We start from the raw sequence: 19,984 nt of genomic DNA, 5'->3' as shown, positions 1-19,984 counted from the left end.
CCCGCGTCAGACGAAAGGTCCAACGCGGGTTTTTTGCGTCGAATTATATATGGATTTTGTATCCAATATCCGTTATCGCGTGCAAACGGGCGCATGACGCCTATCTGGACTCCTGTAACTAGAGGATAGCACCGTATGTCGACCAATGTATTTAGCGGTACGATGCCCGCGCTCATGACCCCTTGCTCGGCGGATCGGCAGCCGGATTTCGACGCACTTGTTCGCAAGGGCAAGCAAATGATCGACGCAGGCATGTCTGCGGTCGTCTATTGCGGATCCATGGGCGACTGGCCGCTTTTGACGGATGCACAGCGCATGGAAGGGGTGGAACGTCTGGTGGATGCCGGGTTGCCGGTTGTGGTCGGAACCGGGGCAATCAACACCAAATCCGCCGAGGCCCACGCAGCACATGCGCAAAAGGTCGGCGCTGTCGGGTTGATGGTCATTCCCCGGGTTCTGTCCCGAGGGAGCTCATCAACTGCGCAAAAGAACCATTTCAAGGCAATCCTGTCTGCTGCGCCGGACGTGCCGGCAATTATCTACAACAGCCCATACTATGGTTTCGCAACAAAGGCTGATCTGTTCTTTGCCCTGCGTGCCGAACACCCTAACCTCATTGGGTTCAAGGAATTCGGAGGCAAGGACGATCTGCGCTATGCAGCGGAAAACATCACCAGTCAGGATGATGATGTGACGTTGATGGTGGGTGTGGACACCGAGGTTTACCACGGTTTCGTCAACTGTGGGGCAACCGGGTCGATCACCGGGATCGGAACGGCCCTCCCACGTGAGGCGTTGCTGTTGGCTGCGCTTTCTCAAAAGGCCGCGCGGGGCGATGCCGAAGCCCGATCACGGGCGCAAGAACTGACCGAGGCCATTCAGGTGCTGTCCAGTTTTGATGAGGGCCCGGATCTTGTGCTGTATTACAAGCATCTTCTGGTGTTGAACGGGGAAGAGGAATACCGCCTGCATTTCAATGAAACTGACGCCCTGACAGATGCACAGCGGAATTATTGCGAACAGCAATACGCGTTGTTTGGGGCTTGGTTCGCCGATTGGTTGAAACAAGGTGGGGTGATCGCAGAATGCATGTGATCGACAGCCACACCGGAGGAGAACCGACCCGGGTCATCCTCGATGGTGCACCAGATCTGGGCTCTGGCCCTCTGGCTGAACGCGCCCGGCGGCTGGACACCGAATACAGGGATTTCTATCGTTCGGTCATGCTTGAACCGCGCGGACAACCGGCCATGGTCGCGGCCTTGTTGGTGGAACCGGTTGATCCAACCTGTGTCACCGGCGTGATCTATTTTGATGTCGATGCTGTTTTGGGAATGTGCGGCCACGGAACCATTGGCCTGACCGTGACGCTGGCGCATCTTGGTCGGATCGATGTTGGAATACATCGGATCGAAACGCCAGCCGGAGTTGTCACGGTCGAACTGCACGATGCCAATACTGTCACGGTCACGAATATCGAAAGCCGCCGCGTTCACAGCGACATTTCACTTCATGTGCCCGGTTTCGGTGAGGTTGCAGGGGATGTGGCCTATGGTGGAAACTGGTTCTTTATCGTCGATCCAAGCCCGCTTTCCGTTATTCCGGCCAATATTCGGGAACTGACCGATAGGGCCGTTGCTATCCGCAAAGCCTCGATCGCGCAGGGGGTTGGGGGCGAGCAGGGTGAACCGATTGATCATGTAATCTTTCAGGACGCATCGCCCGAGCAAGCGATTCACAGCCGCAACTTTGTTCTGTGCCCGGATGACAATTACGACCGGTCGCCCTGTGGCACCGGCAGCTCTGCTCGGCTGGCCTGTCTGGCCGCTGAGGGTCTATTGGCCCCGGGGCAGGAAATCGTCCAGCAAAGTGTGATCGGCAGCACCTATCGCTTGTCCTATCAGGCTGGGTCCAATGGCGGTGTTATCCCCTCGATCACCGGGCAGGCCTATGTCATGGCGGAGTCGCGGTTGATTTTTGAAGCGGCTGATCCATTCCGTTCGGGGATTGAGGTATGACCCAGCAGATCGTCGTCATCGGAGCTGGTGTGATTGGCATGACCATTGCGCTGGAACTACAGCGCCGGGGTCATGCCGTGTTGGTCCTGGACAAGGAAGGCGTCGCCGCGCAGACCTCGGCCGGAAATGCCGGGGCCTTTGCTTTTTCCGAGGTTGAGCCTCTGGCAACGCCCGGCATCATGAAAAAGGCACCGAAGTGGCTGCTGGACCCGTTGGGGCCGTTGTCGATCCCGCCTGCATATGCATTGCAGATTGCGCCCTGGATGTACCGTTTCTGGCGCGCGAGCCAGCCCGGTCGCTATGCCGAGCTGTTGGCCGCTCAGGCCAGCCTCATGAAAGTGTCCAGCGCCGCGCTTGAACGGTTGATCCCAGCGGTTGACGGCGAGGCGATGATGCAGCGCGACGGTCAGATGCAGCTCTATGAATCCGAGGCCGAATACCGCGCAAGCCTGCCCGCCTGGGAGGTGCGCCGCCAGCATGGTATCGACTTTGAATTGCTGGAAAGCCCTCAGGCGATCGCCGAAAAACAGCCGGGCCTCAGCCCTCGGTTCACTCATGCGGGATTTACGCCCAACTGGTTGAATACCGTTGATCCCAAGAAATGGGTCGAGCGCCTTGCCCAGACCTTTCAAAGCCGGCAAGGTCGGATCGAGCGGCGCGATATTCAGGCGTTGGTGCCACAGCAAAGTGGCATGCGCCTTGAAACGGCGGAAGGGCCCGTGGACGCGGCGAAAGTGGTCGTGGCTGCTGGCGCATGGTCTCATCACATCGCTAGAACTCTTGGTGACCGGTTCCCGCTTGAAACCGAGCGAGGATACAACACGACCCTGCCCGAAGGTGCATTTGATCTGCGGATGCACCTGTCCTTTTCGCGGCATGGGTTCGTTGCCAGCCGGATCAACAATGGCGTCAGGATCGGCGGCGCGGTCGAGTTGGGCGGTCTGAACCTCGCCCCCAATTTCAAACGAGCCGACACGTTATTGCACAAAGCCGAAGAGTTTCTACCCGGCCTCAAGACCGAAGGAGGCACGCAATGGATGGGGTTCCGACCGTCGATGCCTGACAGCATCCCGGTCATCGGTGTTTCTCCAAATGCGTCTGGCGTGTTCTATGCGTTCGGCCATGGGCATCTTGGGCTGACCCAATCCGCAGGCACGGCCGAACTTGTTGGGGCCATGGTTGACCGTCAGGCCCCCCCGATTCCGCCAGCCCCTTTTGCTGCTGGCCGGTTCTGAGGGAGGGGGTCGTGCGCAGTATCAAAACTCTCCACGTGATCTCCGCCCATGCCGAAGGCGAGGTCGGAGATGTCATCGTTGGCGGTGTTCTTCCGCCACCCGGTGATACCTTATGGGAGCAGCGGTCGTTCATCGCGCGTGACCAGTCCTTGCGCAACTTTGTCCTGAATGAACCGCGCGGGGGTGTATTTCATCATGTAAACCTGTTGGTACCACCAAAACATCCGCAAGCAGATGCAGGCTTCATTATCATGGAGCCCGAAGACACACCGCCCATGTCTGGTTCAAACTCGATCTGTGTGGCCACCGTGCTGCTGGATAGCGGGATCATTCCGATGCAGGAACCGGTTACACATCTGACGCTTGAGGCACCGGGCGGGCTGGTCTCGGTGCGCGCCGAATGCCGGAATGGAAAGGCTGAGCGCATATTTGTGCAGAACCTGCCCAGCTTTGCAGACCGGATCTCCGTTCCGCTAGAGGTGCCGGGCCTTGGTACCCTGACCGTGGACACGGCCTATGGGGGCGACAGTTTCGTGGTCGTCGATGCAGCGGCGCTTGGGTTCGACATTGTACAAGACGAAGCGCGTGACATTGCGCGGCTGGGTGTAGCGATCACCAATGCGGCCAACGAACAAATTGGGTTTACGCATCCCGAAAACCCGGACTGGAATCACATTTCATTCTGCGCTTTTTGTGGCCCGACCGAGCGGGTCGCAAATGGCCTGCGCGGAAAATCCGCTGTGGCGATCCAGCCGGGCAAAGTTGATCGGTCCCCTACCGGTACCGCAGTTTCTGCCCGTATGGCTTTGATGGCCGCCAAGGGAGAAATGGCGGTCGGGCGAACTTTCCAGGCGGTTTCGATCATAGGCTCGTCTTTCACCGGACAGATCGTCGAGGCCACAACGATCGGGGGGCGTGCCGCGATCATTCCCGAGATCAGTGGCCGCGGATGGATTACCGGTACACATCAACACATGCTTGACCCGGACGATCCCTGGCCGGGCGGATATAAGCTCAGCGATACTTGGGGCGTCTGAATTTTGCCCATTGGTAAGCAGTTTGGATGATTTTCCGCAAACCGTGTCAAAATGCGCGGTCTCTGGCGATTGATCCCAAGGCAAACGTCATTTAAGGGAGGCCCTGTCAATACAGAGTCATCCCGGGACGGCAGTCTTGTAACGTCCCTTAAGTGCCACATCGACGTGGCCCCAACTCTTGGATCGCACGCCCCGAAAGGCTTAAAAAGGTAAAAGAATATGGCAGATAAATCGAACTTCGACATATTGTATACCATTGTAGACGAAGCGCCCGAGCTGGCCAGCGCCTCATTCCTACCCATCATTCGAAAGTTTGCATCCGCCGCCGGTGTCAGCGTCGGAACCAAGGATATTTCACTTGCTGGGCGGATTATTTCGACCTTCCCCGAAAAGCTGACAGATGCGCAGCGCATCACCGATGATCTGGCCGCATTGGGTGAGTTGGTGAAGACACCCGATGCCAATGTGATCAAGCTGCCCAACATCTCGGCCTCGGTGCCGCAGCTGGTGGCCGCCGTCGAAGAGTTGCAAGCACAGGGTTATGACATCCCGAGCTATCCCGAAGAACCTGCGACTGACGAAGAAAAAGCGATCCGCACGCGGTATGATGCTATCAAGGGTTCGGCTGTGAACCCGGTTCTGCGCGAAGGTAACAGCGACCGTCGCGCCGCGCGCGCCGTCAAGAATTATGCCCAGAAGAACCCGCATTCGATGGGTACATGGGCCGCGGACAGCAAGACTAAAGTCTCGTCCATGTCCGGCAATGATTTCTACGCGAACGAGAAATCGGCCACCATCACTGCGGCGCAAGCCGGTGACGCCAAAATCGAATTTGTCGGACAAGACGGCAGTACTACGGTTCTGAAAGACGGCTGGCCGCTGGCCGAGGGCACCGTTGCCGATGCGACCTTCATGTCCGTCAATGCGCTGTCGTCTTTCCTGGCCGAGGCCATCGAAGACACCAAAAAAGATGGCACCATGTTCTCGCTTCACCTGAAGGCCACAATGATGAAGGTCAGCGACCCGATCATCTTCGGCTATGCGGTTAAGGCGTGGCTTGCCCCGGTATTCGAGGCCTATGGCGCTGAACTGGATGCGCTGGGTGTGAACCCGAACTCGGGTCTGGGCGATCTGCTGGAGCGGGTTGCAGGCAACGCCGATATCATGGCCGCCATTGACGCGATCAAGGGCGACCGCCCGTCCATGTATATGGTTGACAGCGACAAGGGTATCACCAACCTGCACGTGCCGTCTGATGTGATCATCGACGCCTCGATGCCTGCCGTGATCCGTGCTGGTGGCAAGGGTTGGGACGAAACCGGGTCCAAGGGTGACACCAACTGTGTGATCCCCGACCGCTGCTATGCGTCTATTTATGATGAATCCGTCAAATTCTTCAAAGCCAATGGCGCGCTGAACCCAGCCACCGTCGGAGCTGTGGCCAATGTGGGTCTCATGGCACAGAAAGCCGAAGAATACGGCAGCCACCCGACAACATTCCAGTCGCCTGCGAATGGGACCATTCGCATCGTGCTGGCCAATGGTGAGACGTTGCACGAGCATGCGGTTGAAAAGGGCGACATCTGGCGTGCCTGCACCGTGAAGAAGGCTCCGATTGAGAACTGGATTCAACTGGCGATGGACCGTCAGCGTCTGACCGGGTCCGAGGCGATCTTCTGGCTGGACGCAAACCGAGCCCATGATGCCGAACTGATCAAATCCGTCCAACCCGCACTGGAAGCTGCTGGCGTGGCGGACAAGTTCCAAATCCTGGCACCGCGTGAGGCGACCCGCCAGTCGTTGGAGACCATCACCGCCGGTAACGACAGCATCGCCATCACCGGCAACGTGCTGCGTGACTATCTGACCGACCTGTTCCCGATCCTTGAGTTGGGCACCTCGGCCAAGATGCTGTCGATCGTCAAGCTGATGCAGGGCGGCGGATTGTTCGAAACCGGCGCGGGTGGCTCTGCCCCGAAACACGTGCAGCAGTTGGTTGAGGAAAACCACCTGCGCTGGGACTCGATGGGTGAGTTCTGCGCGCTTGGCGAGTCTTTGAATTTCCTAGCCGACAGCAAAGGCAACGCCAAAGCCGGAGTTCTTGGAGCCGCTGCCGAGGCCGCAACACAGGGCATTCTGGACAACAACAAGTCGCCCAGCCGCAAAGTCGGGCAGCCGGATAACCGTGACAGCCACTACTGGTTCGCGCGCTATTGGGCCGAGGCGCTGGCCGCGCAATCCGATGATGCTGATCTGGCCGCCGAGTTCGCGCCGATTGCTGCAGAGTTGGCCGCGAAAGAACAGCAGATCCTATCCGAACTGGCCAACGCACAAGGGGCAGCGGCAGATCTGGGTGGTTACTATCACACCAACCCGACCAAGACTGCAGCAGTCATGCGCCCGAGCGCGACACTCAATGGTATCATTGACGGGTAATCCAGGTGCCCTGTCCTGATTTGGGCAGGGTTCTGAACCTGACGTAAAAACTAAAAAAAGGGACCGACCCCCAAAGTCAGTCCCTTTTTGAGCGAGTGGGGAGGCCGAAGCCTCTCCGGTGTAGTTGCGTTAACTGTAACAAAACCCTGCTGGCTGGATATTAGGGGTTTCCCGTATATTCATCCGTCTGCTGTGCCGCTGACGATACACCCGCCAAAATCATTGTCCTCCGGCGACGGAAAGGACTATGTCGCCGTACTGAATTCGGGAACAATAGGCCGTACAAGGACGGATTATGCGTGCAATGTGATAGCGCCGTGCGCCCACTAGGCGTTGAAAGAGCGGGTGATTTGCTTTTCGGCATAACGGTGGTAAAAAAATCTGGTTTTGTTTTGTATTCGAGTGTTGTGTGCTGTGTGTATTTATCCTGTTGTTTTTGAGCGTTTTTCATATTCTAGAGGGTCAGGCGATGCGTCTGCTTCCTGCGCGTTTCAGGCCGCCGCAGAAAAGCTTGCCGATGATACGCAAATCGGTTCAACTGAATTCGCCCGGTTTCGCCGTTAATGACGGCAAATGTCGATATCGGTCGAAAGGGACCAGATGGAATGACTGAAAAAACCCGCAGTTCGCGTTTCGGGTCAATCCTATGTCTGGTCGCCGCTCTCTATTTCTTTGGGGTCGTCGCATATGCACTGGTAAATTCAGCGGAATTTGCCAATGGAACAGCGCGGTTGATCCGATACATACTGGCTCCGGGCGCGATTGGGCTGGCCCTGGCCTTGTGCGCGGCCTTCTTGTCGAACGAAGCCAGGCTGACTGTTGGTTTGAGCGCGGTATCGCTTTTGGCGGCTCTGTTTGCATTTGAGGCCTATCTGACCATCAAAATAATCCCCGGACGCCTAGGGCTAGTCGGATTTGTCGGCGATGAGGTAAGCGTCGAAGAATACAAGGAAAACTTGCCTCCGGGCAGGACAATGAAACATGTAAACGATGCGCTGGATACACAACTGCTCGAAACTGCGTATCTGGCCCCCATGCCGGGTGACAAGATGCTATTGTGCTCGGTGTTGGGCGAGCCGGTGACCTACACGCCGGATCGTCTGGGGTTTCGCAATCCACCATCGGTCTATGAAAACGATGTGAGTGTGATGCTGCTGGGTGACTCGTTTTCCGAGGGGTTCTGCCTGAGAGAGGGTGAGCATCTGGCGGATAAGCTGCGTCAGGGCATGCCGAACCTGCTTAACACCGGCCACAGGGGCATTGGCCCGCTGTATCAACTGGCGGTTTTGGGCCGGTACGGGCCAGAGTTCCAGCCCGACCTCACGCTTTTCTCTTTCTTTGCGGGCAATGACTGGCGCAATCTGGAACGAGAGCTTGAGAAGCCATGGTTGAGCGCAGCACTAGACCCGGCTGTAGATTTTGGCCCAATCGAGCATCCGGACCAGTCGGAATTAACCGCACCGGTGATATCCGGATGGTGGGCAGAGACTACTTTATCCTGGGGCGATTACCTGCGGGCGCAACGGGTGTTCAGAAACTTTCTGGCATTGCAGAAAACGGCCGAGATCCTTGGGATTCACTATCCCAAGGCAACTGATGAAAATCCGGTATTTACCGATGTTCTGATGCGGGCAAAACAGATTACATCAGAATGGGATGGTGAGATTGCCATTGTGTATGTTCCGACGGTCAGCCGCTATATGGGTCTGGTCGCCCAGCCCTTTATCCACGACCCGCTGCGAGTATTGGTGAAAGATGCGGCTGCGCAGGCTGGGCTGGACGTGATAGACTTAACGGATGTTATCGAAATGCAAGAGGATCCGGCATCGTATTATGCGCCGGATTCTCATTTCAACGAAGCAGGCGCAGAACTGGCCGCTCGGGCAATTACAGAGGGGCTGCGCCAACGCAATTTGATAGAACAGTAACGAATTGGTGTGTTTTGCCAGGACCGCGCAACAAGCGCGGTAAAGAGGTGTGAAATGAAGATTTTGTCATTCAAGTCGGGTCACGACGGTACGGTTGCGGGTATTGATGCCCAAAACGGTAACCTGCTGTTTTCCTATGAATCCGAGAAAGACAGTTTTCCCCGCAACACGTCAGTCACACCGGATACATTTATCGACTCTGGCCTGTGGTTCCGGGACTTGCCTGATATCCTGGCCCTTAGCGGCTGGTCAACGACCGGAACACAACATGTGACGACCTCGGGGGCAGGGTATTTCGGCACTGGCGAAGATGCTCAGACCGTGGGGAAACGGACGTTTTTTGGCAAAGAGATCGACTATTTCTCATCGACCCATGAAAGGGCACATATCTGGGGCGCTTATGGGATGTCTCCGTTTCGTCAAGGTGAACCTTGTTATGTGTTGGTTTGGGAAGACACGCTTGGCGATTTCTACAAGATTGATGAAGATCTAAAGCTGTCTCATGTCGGTCGGGTGATGACCGGGCCCGGTGCCCGATATTCGTTCCTGAGCGCACTGGTTGATCCCGATTATCCCGTGCTTTCGCGTGAACAACGGCGTGAAGACCCCGGGAGGATGATGGCGGCATGTGCCTATGCAGAGCCCGGTTCACATGACGCGGATGAACATGCGCTGATAGACTATCTTTTGTCAGATCAGCCATTGGCCGAGATTCTACGCAAGGACCGTCTGACCGATTCCCCGTTTTTCAACGTCGGAATGCACAGCCAGCAGTTCAGTAATCTTGCACAGAAACTCTCGGATGCGATTTTTTCACGGTTCCTTGCCTTTGCCGAACAGAACCTGACAGAGGGCTATCCGCTGGTGATTGCTGGCGGATGTGGATTGAACTGCGATTGGAACACCAAGTGGCAGAATTGCGGCTTGTTCCGAGATGTATTTGTACCGCCTTGCAGCAGTGATTCCGGCTGCGCCATAGGAACTGCGGTTGATGCCATGCGCCACTATACGGGCCAGGCAAAGCTGGATTGGACGGTTTATTCCGGACAGTCCTTTGTGGATGATAAAATCGACAGTAGCGGCATGCGGGTCAGCGAGCTGCGTCTGAACGATGTCGCGGATGCGTTGATGTCCGGTGAGCTCATCGGTTGGGCCAGAGGGAACTGTGAAATCGGTCCGCGCGCATTGGGCAACCGCTCGATTCTGGCGGCCCCGTTCTGGGCCGAAACCCGCGTGCGCCTGAACAGGGCTAAAAACCGGCCGGATACAAGCCCCGTGGCCCCATCCTGCCTTGAGGAAGATGTCAGCCAGCATTTTGAGTGGGAAAACTCCGCGCCTTATATGTTGCATCTGCAGAAGGTGACCAATCAGAACCTGGCCGCGATCACGCATGTAGACGGGACAGCAAGGGTCCAAACAGTCCGCCGGGATCAGAATGCTTTCTTTTACGACCTGCTGAACGCATTCAAGTCGGCTTCGGGCACGGGTGTATTGTGCAATACGTCACTGAACTTTCGCGGAGCGGGGTTCATAAACAAAACCAGTGATCTGCATCACTATGCAAGATCGGCAAAGCTGGACGGCTTTGTCGCAGGAAACACGTTTTACAGGTTTAACTAGTAATATTGGCGCGCTTGCGGTGTCGCCGCACTTTTGGAGGTTAAGTACTTTGTCGTATGAATCAGGTCTGCAAAACTTTGAAAGACGCCGCCTCTTAGCTTCTGCAACAGCAAGGATTCCGGCCTATTGTCTCTTGTGTGGAAACATTGAGCAAATAACGACAAGAAAACTCGGAAAAATGGCCAAGCTGTCCAATCATTAGGATAAGAATTCGTTCGAACATGGGCGCAGCATCAAAGATTTGTATTTCAGGCGACGGTGATCTTGGTCGCTACAAGGGACGATAGAGAATGGATCAAAACCATATCGCAAACCAATTTGGCCAGCAGCGTCTGGATGGCATATGGCGGATGATTTACCGTCATCTGAAGTTGATCCTCGGAGTGACCGCAGCTGTGATCGTCGGCACGTTTATGGTCGTCAATCAACTGGACCCAAGATACAAATCCCGCGCCGAAATCGTTCTCACATCTCTGGATATGCGCGTCCGCGCCGACAGTGTCGAACTTGAATCCTACGAGCTGACCCGCACTTTGATTGAAACCGAAATCGACATCCTGCGGTCACGAGAGTTTGCGGCAGAGGTCGCCCTGGCGCTGGACCTGTTCGAGAATGAGGCTTTTGCCGGGGCGCAAAACCCCGCAAATCCGCAATCCACATCCGTTATCCGCAATCGTGTAATCGACAATACACTGTCGACATATAACGTACTTCGGCAAGGAGAGAGCCTTGCGATTGAGATCATCTCAACAGCAGAAGACCCGCAGCTGGCAGCCGATATTGCCAATACAGTTGCAGAAACCTTTATCCTTCGCCTGCAGCAGCGGCGGCAGCAAGGTCTTTCATCTTCCATTTCTTTTCTTAAGGACCGCGTAAATGAACTGGGTGACGAACTGACCCGTGACGAACTTCAGATGGCGGCCTTTATTCTTGAAGAAAATCTGGCGGATGAATCCGTGCCGGGTAGGCTTCGGTCGGAACTTGCGCGGCTGAACTCGCAAAAAGATGTGCATGAGATCAACGGAGCCAGCAGCGAAGAGGTCAACAAAATTGCTGACCAGATTGCCGTTGTTGAACAGGCATTACGCAGCCGGACCGGTTCGGAAATAGCATTGCTGCGGATGGAACGCGCGCTAGAGCTTCTTCGGATCCGGTATCAGACGACGATTGAAAAACTGAATGATTTTGAAACCCAGCAACAGTTTCTTGGCCAGGCAGTTCAGCAGGTTTCGGTTGCTCATGCGCCGACTTCGGCATTCTGGCCGAATACCAAAGTCGCCGTCGCAGTCAGCGCGATTGTCGGGTTCTCTCTGGCATTTGTGATCGCCCTGTTGATGGAGGGCAGCAACACGAGGATCGTCAACGAAAACCAGATCGAACAGCAAACCGATCTGACCAATTTGGGTTTCCTGCCGGATACAGTGATGGATTCGGACACGGATGGTCAGCAGGAGTTGTTGCGCTTTATCCGTGATCAGGGCCGCTCGCCCTATGTCGAGGCGCTGCGCAGTGTTTTGACGATGTGGTTTAACACAAATGATGACGGCAGCATCGTCATGGTTACCTCTGGTGTTCCTGGAGAAGGCAAGACCGTGGTTGCGGTTTCGCTGGCCCTAGTGGCGGGTACAGATGGGATGCGCGTTCTATTGTTGGATATGGATAACCACCGTTGCCGTGCCTCAAAAACACTGGGTCTTACCGGGGCGGCCCCGGTCGAGATCGAGGACGCGCTGAGCGGTGCCGTGCAACCCAGCCAGATTTATGTCGATGGTGAAAGGGTACCGGGGGTTTCGTCGATCAGTCTGAACCTGCGTCCGAAAATATCCCGCAAACAGTTGATGCAGCAGCTTGGCGAATACGGGCGCATGTTGCGCAATCAGTACGATCTTGTGTTGGTCGATACACCGCCGACATTGGTCATTGATGACACGATCCGACTTGGGCCGCTTGTCGATGGTACGTTCCTGGTGGTGCGCTGGGGGCAGACCACCGAAAAAATTCTCAAGGATGCAATCGAAAAGCTGCGGATGAGCAATATCAAGATTTCCGGTACGATCATGAATGGTGTGAACATGCGGAAGCAAAAGCAATATGGGTATGGTGCCTATACATATCATTACTCGGATGAGCCTGGGAAAAGCAGCTGATTACGGTTCGCAGACCCTTGTAGGATTTGTTAGATTGGTGATTGGGTATTGGTTTTTATTTGCGAATATGAGGGCACAGCGCCCGCGACGCTTTTGCGGCGTGGTCCAATGACCGGCAGCCGCCAAGGGGTGGAATTGGCCGGTCGTTTGTGCGGCGGGCGGGTGGATCAGACATGACCTCTCAGCCCGGCGCAACCTCAATCCCGACTGCTGTGCTTCGGCGTTTACTGCGCAATCTGAAATGGATCTTTTCCTCTCAGATAGCAGTCGCTTTGCTGGGCCTTGTGTTTCTGCCGGTGGCCGCTCGCGCACTTGGGGCTGCAGGCTTGGGGGTAATGGCAATAGGCGAGGCCTATGCACGGATCGTTTCCCGGTTCCTTCATCTTGAGCCCTGGCAGGCGGTGATTAGATATGGAAGCACTGCGCTGGAGGAAGAAGACCGCGAACGATTTCGCCGACTTGTCGGGCTGTCGGTCCTGATTGATGTGGTTGGGGGCGTATTGGCCGCCGGCGCTGCGATCGCATTCGCACCGATCATCGCCGGATGGCTGGGGCTGGATCAGGATCTTGCATGGGTGCTGCCGGTCGCATCGCTGGGAATTCTGGTTTCGCTGAGGCCAACCGGGCTGGCTTTGTTGCGGTCCTTCGACCGGTTCGATCTGTTGGCCAAACTGGATATTTTCGCAGCGTCTGTGCGGATGGTGCTGGGGGTAATTGCCTGGCAACTGGGGTTTGGGCTGCCTGGCTTTGTCGCGATATTTGTTGCTGTCAGCCTTTTAGACGGCGTTCTGGCCTTTGCCGCGGGGCTGCGAGAAATGTCGCGGAATGGCTATGGCCGTCCGATGCTTGGAATAAAGCAAACTCTGGGTGAAAATTCCGGGTTTCTGCGCTTTGTTTGGAACAGCAATCTCTCGGTCATCTTGCGTCAGACCACGCAGCGCCTGGACGTGATCATATTGGGTGTTCTGATTTCACCGACGATGGTGGGATATTACCATATCGCGAAACGGTGCGGCGAAGCTGCACTGCGTCTTGGACGGCCGCTAAGCCAGGCGATCTATCCCGAGTTCACCCGGTTTGCCGCCCGAAATGAATTTGACCGTTTGCAAAAAATGCTAACGGGTCTCAGCGCCGGGTTCTGGGGGGTAATTGCCCTTGTCTTGATTCCAGTGATCTTGATGCTGGAACCGATCGTTACTGCGATTTTTGGCGTGGATTATGCCCCCGCAGTACCGGTCGTGCGCGTGCAGGCAATCGCGGTAGGTATTTATCTTGGTGGGATACTGCTGAACCCTGCACTGCTGAGCCTGGGGCAAGACCGGGCTTTGGTTCGGATCGGTTTGTTGAACACTATTTTGTTTCTGATCCTCATTGCACCGTTGGTTTCTGTTTTGGGCGTGGTCGGTGCCGCTGTGGCGCATGTGCTGTGTAATTCCGTCTGGCTAGGGCTGTGTGTGTTACACTTGCGGCGTACATTGCTGAACCCTGCATTACACGGAAAGGAGCAGGTGCGCCCATGAGACCTGCATCGGCCCAATCAGTTTCCTTTGGCAAGCCGACCAATGGAATCGGCTATTTGCCAAGCGTGGACATGGCAGCTCTCTATTTCCTGATGGCGGCTGTAGCCCTGGCGCCGATGAACTATCTCAGAGTGGATTTCGTCTATTTCACCCTCTCGGATTTCTTCTTTGTGCTGGCTGGGTTTGTCATGCTGGCAACTGGCCAGCTGCCGGTTAAGATATTCGGGCCCGCAAGCGGGTTCTGGTACAGTTCGTTCCTGTTTTTCACAGGGGGCCTGACCATAGGTTCGTTAATCAACGGAGATCCGACCGAGCTGCTGACCGTGTTTGTTCAGTACTTCTTTTCGTTGATCGTGCTGCCAATCCTGATCGGCAATCGAAGCTTTGATCAGATCGTCCTGCTGATGAAGGCATTTATTATTGGTATGGGCATTGTTGTGCTGTTTGGCATCTATGCAATCAATTTCATGGAAGACCCGACACACCGGTTTGTATCCGCCAATGGTCGGATGCTTTCGCTGGTCGAGCGGGCAAATGAATGCGCGCTTATGCTGGCGATGGCCATCGTTTTCCTGCTTAGCCTGATCCTGCAGAAGCAAAGCAGCCGCATCTGGGGGCTGATCGGGCTGCCAATCCTGTTTTACGGCGTCATCCTGACCGGTTCGAATTCTGGTCTGATCGTGACCATAGTGGGGACTGTCGCCATTATCCTCAGCAGCGGGTCCCCGCGTCATGTTGTGACCCTGATCGTCGGCACGTTGATTGCGGTTTTGGTGGTCCTGAACTTTGGTGAGCTTTTCTTGCCCGAGGTCTTTCGCGAACGAGTTCTGAATGCCGTTCTTGCAGGTGACATTAGCCAGGCGGGCACGTTCTCTGACCGGTTATTCCTGCTGCAAGAGGCTTTCGAGGTATCCCGTGGCACTTTGTTGATCGGGCTGGGTGCAAACCAGTACAGCCTGGCCAGCGAACAGGGAATCGTGGTTCATTCGGCCTATTTGCTGACTCTGTCCGAAGGTGGCTTGATTTCTCTGCTCGGTATGGTCGGCTTTATTTTGGCCAGCATATACTTGGCCTGGATGGCCATTTCTGTCGGCCGCTCGCCATCGGTCGGGGCACTGACCATCGTTGCCATGCTGATGTATGTCGTGCTGCTTGCCGGAGCGACGACCTTTTATGCCCGGTTCTGGAACGTACCCTTTGTCCTTGCCATTGCGCTTAGCGTGTCGCGCCTGCCGGTGTTAGGACCAACGAATACACTTAGGAGAATGTCGTGAAATTATTGCAAAAACTGATGCTTTCTGTGATCGCGGCTTCGGCTTGTTTTATCGGTGCGCTTCAGGCCGAGGAATATGTTCTGGCACCGCAGGACAAGATAAATTTGCGTGCGATGCGTTGGGATCCGGTGGTTGCGTCTTTTGTGAACTGGCAAGGCGTTTCCGGTGAATATGCGCTTTCTTCGGGAGGGATGCTGATGGTGCCTCTGGCTGGCCAGGTTCATGCTGAAGGGCGAACGACCGAAGAACTGGTACTGCTGCTGGAAACTCAGATGCGCACTCGCGTGGGGATGGCAGAACCGCCTCATCTGGCGATCGAAGTCATCGGCCATCTGCCTGTATACATATTGGGGGATGTCCAGATTCCAGGCTCGTACCCCTATCGGCCACAACTGACCGCGCAGCAGGCGATGGCGCTTGCGGGCGGGGAATACCGGTTGCCGTTGCAAAATGACGTAGGAACGAACTTTACCGGATTGCGGGTTCAGGGTGAAGTTCAGTTGTACAATGAACAGATCGAAGCTCTGCAAGCCGAACAACGCCGACTGCTGGCTGATCTGTCAACACTAACCCCGGACGGTGGTGATGCCAAAATTGAACCCCCGCAAGGTCTGCAGGGGGAGATTCTGCAAGCGGATCAACAGGCCCGGGAAGGGCAGGGTGAACGCATCATCCAATTACAGGAAACCCTCAAAGATCAGATCGATAGCCTCGAACGGCAGCTGGAATTGCGCGCAAATCAGATCGGGATCACGCGCAAAGATCTGGATGATGCTCTGGCACTACAGAAAAAGGGTCTTACGGTCAGTTCGCGCGTGTCATCTCTGTCCAACTCGCTGAACGATCTGGAAAGCAAAAGTGTGGATATCGAGATCGCTTTGGGCTTGGCCCGGCAACAGCTGAACCGCGCGCAACGCGATGAGCTGGAGTTGCTTGATACCGCGCGCTCGAATGCGCTGGTGCGGCTGAATCTGGTGCAGATCGAACTCGAGGATTTGCAGACCCGGCTGGGCACCGCGAAAATCCTGCAGGCCGAGCTGGCAGCGCTTGGCGTTGTTGAAGAGGTTGATGCGGTCGAAGAGATCGTGATCGAATACTCGGTCACCCGCGCGGCCGGAGGAGCCGCAACGGCGATTTCGGGTGACACTGTCTTGTCCCCCGGGGATACGCTTTCGGTTTCTCGAACCTTCGTCACGCAAACACAATAGATTTCAGTTCAATGATTTATGGTTTAGCGCTCGGTTCTGATGTCCGGCGCTGAGCCAAAAAGGCGGCAGGCCAGAATGAAAAAGATACGCGTTTTATTTCCCTTTGCAGGTTGGGCAGATCTGGGCGGCAGTCATGTTTCCGCGCTCAAACTTGCGTCCTGTCTGGACCGGGATCAGTTTGAACCATTGGTCCTTTGCCACAACGAAGCTGGGTCGGTTGGGCAGTATGCTCAATCGCTGGGTCTGAATGTCGAAGTTTTGCAGGGCCCCAGGCTTATGGGCCCTCCAAACAACAAAACGGATGCAGATGTTGGCTTTCCGGAATACTGGACCCGGACCTACGGCCAGCTCGTCCGGTTTTTGCGGGACAAAAAGCCAGATATCGTCCACACAAATGAGGGCCGATTGCATGTGAATTGGGTGTTTCCGGCCAGACGGTTGGGGATCAAGCATATCTGGCACCACAGGCAGGATCCGCGCGCGGTAGGCGTTAACTATGTCGCGCCGGTGTTTTCGAACCGCATCCTAAGCGTGTCGTATTTTTCGAAACCCTCGCGCCCGATACGCTCGGTTGATAAAAAGTTTCAGGTCATCCGCAGCCCCTTCGACCTGAGCATTCAGCGCCCGGATCCAGACGCGGCGCGTCGGATGATCCTGAACGAAATCGGTGCGCCGGAAAATGCAGTTCTTCTAGGATATTTTGGCCATCTGGAACCGCGAAAACGGCCGGTTCATTTTGTCCAAAGCCTTGTGGCCATTCAGAAACAGATTGGGGACAGGCCGGTACATGGCCTGCTATTTGGCAAAGTACTCAATCCCGATGACGGGTTGGACACAGGCTCCATGGACGTGGCACGAGAACAGGGGATGGGCGCGCAGATTCATATGATGGGGTTTCGGCAGGATGTTGAAAAGTGCATGGTCGCCATGGATGCCACCCTTGTGCCGGCCTTGAACGAGCCATTTGGACGTACTTTGATCGAGGCAATGCACCTTGGACTGCCTGTTGTGGCCACACGGCACGGCGGCAATGTCGAGGCAATCGATCATGGCAAAACCGGTTTTCTGGTGGATCCAGAAGACCCCGAAGCCTTTGTTGAGCCAATCGTTTCTCTGATCGAGGACCAGGAGCTGAGGCAGCAGGTTACACAAGCGGCCTACCAATATGTGCAGGATAATTTTGGGTTGGATAAACACGTGGCCGAAGTGTCCGACGTGTACCGCGAATTGGTATCGTGATCCCGATGCGGATCGTAGGGATTAGAGGATAATATGGGCCTGGCGAACGAGCGAAAGATAGATTTCCTGATATTCGGTGCTGCGAAATGTGCGACCACCTGGTTGCAGAATTCTTTGACGGCGACGCCGCAGATTTTCATGCCGGATCCCGAGCTGCACTATTTCTCGGATCATTATGACCGGGGGGCGGTCTGGTATCGCGATCAATACGAGGGATATTCAGACCAGAGTATCGTAGGCGAAAAATGCAATACCTATCTGACACATCCAGAGGCGGCCAAAAGGATTGCCCGTGACTATCCCGATGTCAGGTTGATCCTGCAGATGCGCGATCCGGTTCGAAGGGCCTATTCCGACTACTGCATGTTGTATCGCCGGGGCACTGTCGGGGACGACATTCATCGGTATCTGGACCCTGACAAGGCCGGTGATGAAAGGTTCCTGCACAATGGTAGATATGCCTATCACCTGCGCCGTTTCTACGATCTGTTCCCGACAGATCAAATTCTGTTGCTGGCCTACGAAAACACGATCTCACAACCGGTAGAAACCTTACGCCGTGTCGCCGAACACATCGGTTTTTCCGGTGTCGTGGAGCCGCCACTAGAAGAGCGGGTCAAAAACAAAAATACGCCAATCGTGCCCTTGCCTCTGAGGCGGGTTCTGGCGCCGCTTCGACCGTTGCTTGACCCGATCCGGCATACGGGGCCGTTAAAGGCGATTCGCAAAGCGGTGGCGCGGCAGGTGGAGTATCCTGAATTGCCGGATGTATTGGCGCAGAAAATGGCCGATTTCTATAGGCCTGACGTCGCCGAGCTTGATGCTATTGATCCGGGTCTCAGCCGCGGGTGGCGCAGTTTCTCGGATTAGACGTGAGCTTAGAATGGGTGTGGATCAGTCGGTGGCAGTGGAGGGCAGCTTGGTATCGCTGTCGATTAGGCCCATCTTCCGCAGCAGGATCGTGTTGATCCGCGCGACGTCGAACTCTTGCTCGGCACGCGCCCGCGCGGCCTGACCCATGGATTCGATTAGGCTCCGGTCTTCAACGAATTTTCTCATCGCCTCCGCCAGCGCCTCTGGATTGCGTTTGGGGACGATAAACCCGTTTTCCCCGTCGCTGACCGCATCGGCGCATCCCGGGGCATCGGTCGTAATGACGGCGCGCCCTGTCGACATCGCCTCAAGAATGGCGCGGGGGATGCCCTCACGATAGACGGTGGGCAATACGAAGACCGAACATTCCTTGAGAAATGGCCGAACATCCTTGGTTTCGCCTAGATACTCGATATGCCCCTGCTGGCCCCATTCTTCGAGCTGCTGTGCGTTGACCGAGTCCGGGTTGTCATCCAGCGGACCCAAAAGCTGACAGCGCACATCAGGGAATTGTTCCCTAAGCTGCCGGGCGGCTTCGGCATATTCGAACACGCCCTTGTCACGCAGCAAACGTGCGATCATCAGAAACACGGGTGGATCCGTAGGCTGATGGGATTTTGCGTATCTGGCGAGATTGACACCGGAACCGGGCACAATCGACAGCGCGGCCTGAGGTGCCAGCAAACGTCTGCTGCGAAACTCCTCGGCGTCGACCGAGTTGTAAACCAGAACTTCGTCGGCACCTTTCAATCCGAACCGGTAAAGGCCTGTCGCCACCGCTCTCAGCACTTTTCGGCGCAGGGTCAGTTCGGCATCCGCAAATACATAACCTAACCCGGTACACATCGCGAACCGCCGCCGAACGCCGGTCAACCGCGCCGCAAGGCCGCTGAAGATGATCGGCTTCATCGTATAGGCAAAGACGATATCGGGCCGTATTTCCCGGCAGATCCCGATCAGTGTGAACAGGGTGGACAGATCCTGAAATGGATTTAACCCCGCGCGCGCCATAGGGATTTGCCGAAATGTCACGCCGATCTCGGCTAGGGCTGCTTCGGTGGCCGCATCGTTTTCCGGTGCGCAAGCAAGTACGTCTGCGCGTTCCGCAAGCTCTTTCAGCAGGTCATAACGAAAATTGGTCAAAGAGGTCGTAAGATTGCCGACAAACAGAACTTTTGGGCGTCCGCCAGTTGTCGAACCACGTTCGGCAGGTACGGCCTGGGCACCGGAAGCGGTGTTGGGAAAATCACTCATCAAAGAAACATTTCAAACTTTAAAAACCAAGGTTGAGACGATGCTGATCCATGTCGCCGAAGCTGTCAACGGGGCTGTCACCAAAGCCGATTGTTGCCTATTTTTCACCTCTGACTGTCTGCGGCCTGATTGTTGAAAAATCACGCTGTTAAGTGACCTGGAACCTTGCATAAGCAATCGATTCAGGTCAGGTTT

General features: G+C 55.6%; 14 protein-coding genes. 13 read left to right on the top strand and 1 reads right to left on the bottom strand.

The genetic code is table 11. The features are described 5' to 3' along the window. The first annotated feature begins 135 nt into the window (after positions 1-135). The 13 genes from AC2FH0_RS06490 to AC2FH0_RS06430 all read left to right on the top strand — a co-directional run bounded on the left by AC2FH0_RS06490 (position 136) and on the right by AC2FH0_RS06430 (position 18,532). Positions 136-1,095, top strand: a complete 960-nt coding sequence (locus AC2FH0_RS06490; protein WP_282021739.1) for a dihydrodipicolinate synthase family protein — start codon at positions 136-138, stop codon at positions 1,093-1,095. After that, positions 1,086-2,018, top strand: a complete 933-nt coding sequence (locus AC2FH0_RS06485; RefSeq protein WP_281995061.1) for a 4-hydroxyproline epimerase — start codon at positions 1,086-1,088, stop codon at positions 2,016-2,018. The genes AC2FH0_RS06490 and AC2FH0_RS06485 overlap by 10 nt, the downstream gene beginning before the upstream one ends. Then, a complete protein-coding gene (locus AC2FH0_RS06480; protein WP_496691359.1) occupies positions 2,015-3,253 on the top strand; it encodes an NAD(P)/FAD-dependent oxidoreductase in 1,239 nt (412 codons plus the stop codon). Before AC2FH0_RS06485 ends, AC2FH0_RS06480 begins: the two co-directional genes overlap by 4 nt. 11 nt (positions 3,254-3,264) lie before the next feature. Beyond that, on the top strand, positions 3,265-4,290 hold the full coding sequence (locus tag AC2FH0_RS06475; protein WP_496691358.1) for a trans-3-hydroxy-L-proline dehydratase: 1,026 nt from the start codon (positions 3,265-3,267) through the stop codon (positions 4,288-4,290). 219 nt (positions 4,291-4,509) lie between these two features. After that, on the top strand, positions 4,510-6,726 hold the full coding sequence (locus AC2FH0_RS06470; protein WP_496691357.1) for an NADP-dependent isocitrate dehydrogenase: 2,217 nt from the start codon (positions 4,510-4,512) through the stop codon (positions 6,724-6,726). Between the two features lie 605 nt (positions 6,727-7,331). After that, positions 7,332-8,654: an alginate O-acetyltransferase AlgX-related protein gene (locus AC2FH0_RS06465; protein WP_496691356.1), complete on the top strand. Its 1,323-nt coding sequence runs from the start codon at positions 7,332-7,334 to the stop codon at positions 8,652-8,654. 54 nt (positions 8,655-8,708) lie between these two features. Then, positions 8,709-10,274: a carbamoyltransferase C-terminal domain-containing protein gene (locus AC2FH0_RS06460; protein WP_496691355.1), complete on the top strand. Its 1,566-nt coding sequence runs from the start codon at positions 8,709-8,711 to the stop codon at positions 10,272-10,274. 290 nt (positions 10,275-10,564) lie between these two features. After that, on the top strand, positions 10,565-12,421 hold the full coding sequence (locus AC2FH0_RS06455) for a GumC family protein (RefSeq protein ID WP_496701921.1): 1,857 nt from the start codon (positions 10,565-10,567) through the stop codon (positions 12,419-12,421). Positions 12,422-12,594: 173 nt separating this feature from the next. Continuing rightward, positions 12,595-13,941: a lipopolysaccharide biosynthesis protein gene (locus AC2FH0_RS06450; RefSeq protein ID WP_142636192.1), complete on the top strand. Its 1,347-nt coding sequence runs from the start codon at positions 12,595-12,597 to the stop codon at positions 13,939-13,941. Then, a complete protein-coding gene (locus tag AC2FH0_RS06445; protein WP_496705153.1) occupies positions 13,938-15,215 on the top strand; it encodes an O-antigen ligase family protein in 1,278 nt (425 codons plus the stop codon). Before AC2FH0_RS06450 ends, AC2FH0_RS06445 begins: the two co-directional genes overlap by 4 nt. Continuing rightward, the gene (locus tag AC2FH0_RS06440) at positions 15,212-16,423 is read left to right on the top strand and encodes a polysaccharide biosynthesis/export family protein (RefSeq protein ID WP_496703153.1); all 1,212 of its coding nucleotides are present in this window, start codon (positions 15,212-15,214) and stop codon (positions 16,421-16,423) included. The genes AC2FH0_RS06445 and AC2FH0_RS06440 overlap by 4 nt, the downstream gene beginning before the upstream one ends. A 75-nt stretch (positions 16,424-16,498) precedes the next feature. Then, complete coding sequence (locus tag AC2FH0_RS06435; protein ID WP_496788863.1) at positions 16,499-17,662, top strand: glycosyltransferase family 4 protein; 1,164 nt, start codon at positions 16,499-16,501, stop codon at positions 17,660-17,662. A gap of 33 nt (positions 17,663-17,695) precedes the next feature. Further along, positions 17,696-18,532 carry a sulfotransferase family protein gene (locus AC2FH0_RS06430; RefSeq protein ID WP_496705149.1) on the top strand — a complete coding sequence of 279 codons (837 nt, stop codon included), beginning with the start codon at positions 17,696-17,698 and terminating at the stop codon, positions 18,530-18,532. A gap of 24 nt (positions 18,533-18,556) precedes the next feature. Here AC2FH0_RS06430 and AC2FH0_RS06425 read toward each other — a convergent pair whose 3' ends face one another. Continuing rightward, positions 18,557-19,789: a glycosyltransferase family 4 protein gene (locus AC2FH0_RS06425; RefSeq protein ID WP_496691349.1), complete on the bottom strand. Its 1,233-nt coding sequence runs from the start codon at positions 19,787-19,789 to the stop codon at positions 18,557-18,559. Positions 19,790-19,984 lie beyond the last annotated feature (195 nt).

This window comes from Ruegeria sp. CDSC051, assembly GCF_059610665.1.
The sequence above is the reverse complement of the archived record's forward strand: the minus strand, read 5'-3'. Positions and strand labels throughout refer to the sequence as shown.

Coding starts and splice junctions, on each gene's coding strand:
- AC2FH0_RS06470 (WP_496691357.1), top strand. CDS start 4,510: ATGGCAGATAAATCGAACTTCGACATATTGTATACCATTGTAGACGAA.
- AC2FH0_RS06490 (WP_282021739.1), top strand. CDS start 136: ATGTCGACCAATGTATTTAGCGGTACGATGCCCGCGCTCATGACCCCT.
- AC2FH0_RS06485 (WP_281995061.1), top strand. CDS start 1,086: ATGCATGTGATCGACAGCCACACCGGAGGAGAACCGACCCGGGTCATC.
- AC2FH0_RS06450 (WP_142636192.1), top strand. CDS start 12,595: ATGACCTCTCAGCCCGGCGCAACCTCAATCCCGACTGCTGTGCTTCGG.
- AC2FH0_RS06480 (WP_496691359.1), top strand. CDS start 2,015: ATGACCCAGCAGATCGTCGTCATCGGAGCTGGTGTGATTGGCATGACC.
- AC2FH0_RS06435 (WP_496788863.1), top strand. CDS start 16,499: ATGAAAAAGATACGCGTTTTATTTCCCTTTGCAGGTTGGGCAGATCTG.
- AC2FH0_RS06455 (WP_496701921.1), top strand. CDS start 10,565: ATGGATCAAAACCATATCGCAAACCAATTTGGCCAGCAGCGTCTGGAT.
- AC2FH0_RS06425 (WP_496691349.1), bottom strand. CDS start 19,789: ATGAGTGATTTTCCCAACACCGCTTCCGGTGCCCAGGCCGTACCTGCC.
- AC2FH0_RS06460 (WP_496691355.1), top strand. CDS start 8,709: ATGAAGATTTTGTCATTCAAGTCGGGTCACGACGGTACGGTTGCGGGT.
- AC2FH0_RS06430 (WP_496705149.1), top strand. CDS start 17,696: ATGGGCCTGGCGAACGAGCGAAAGATAGATTTCCTGATATTCGGTGCT.
- AC2FH0_RS06465 (WP_496691356.1), top strand. CDS start 7,332: ATGACTGAAAAAACCCGCAGTTCGCGTTTCGGGTCAATCCTATGTCTG.
- AC2FH0_RS06445 (WP_496705153.1), top strand. CDS start 13,938: ATGAGACCTGCATCGGCCCAATCAGTTTCCTTTGGCAAGCCGACCAAT.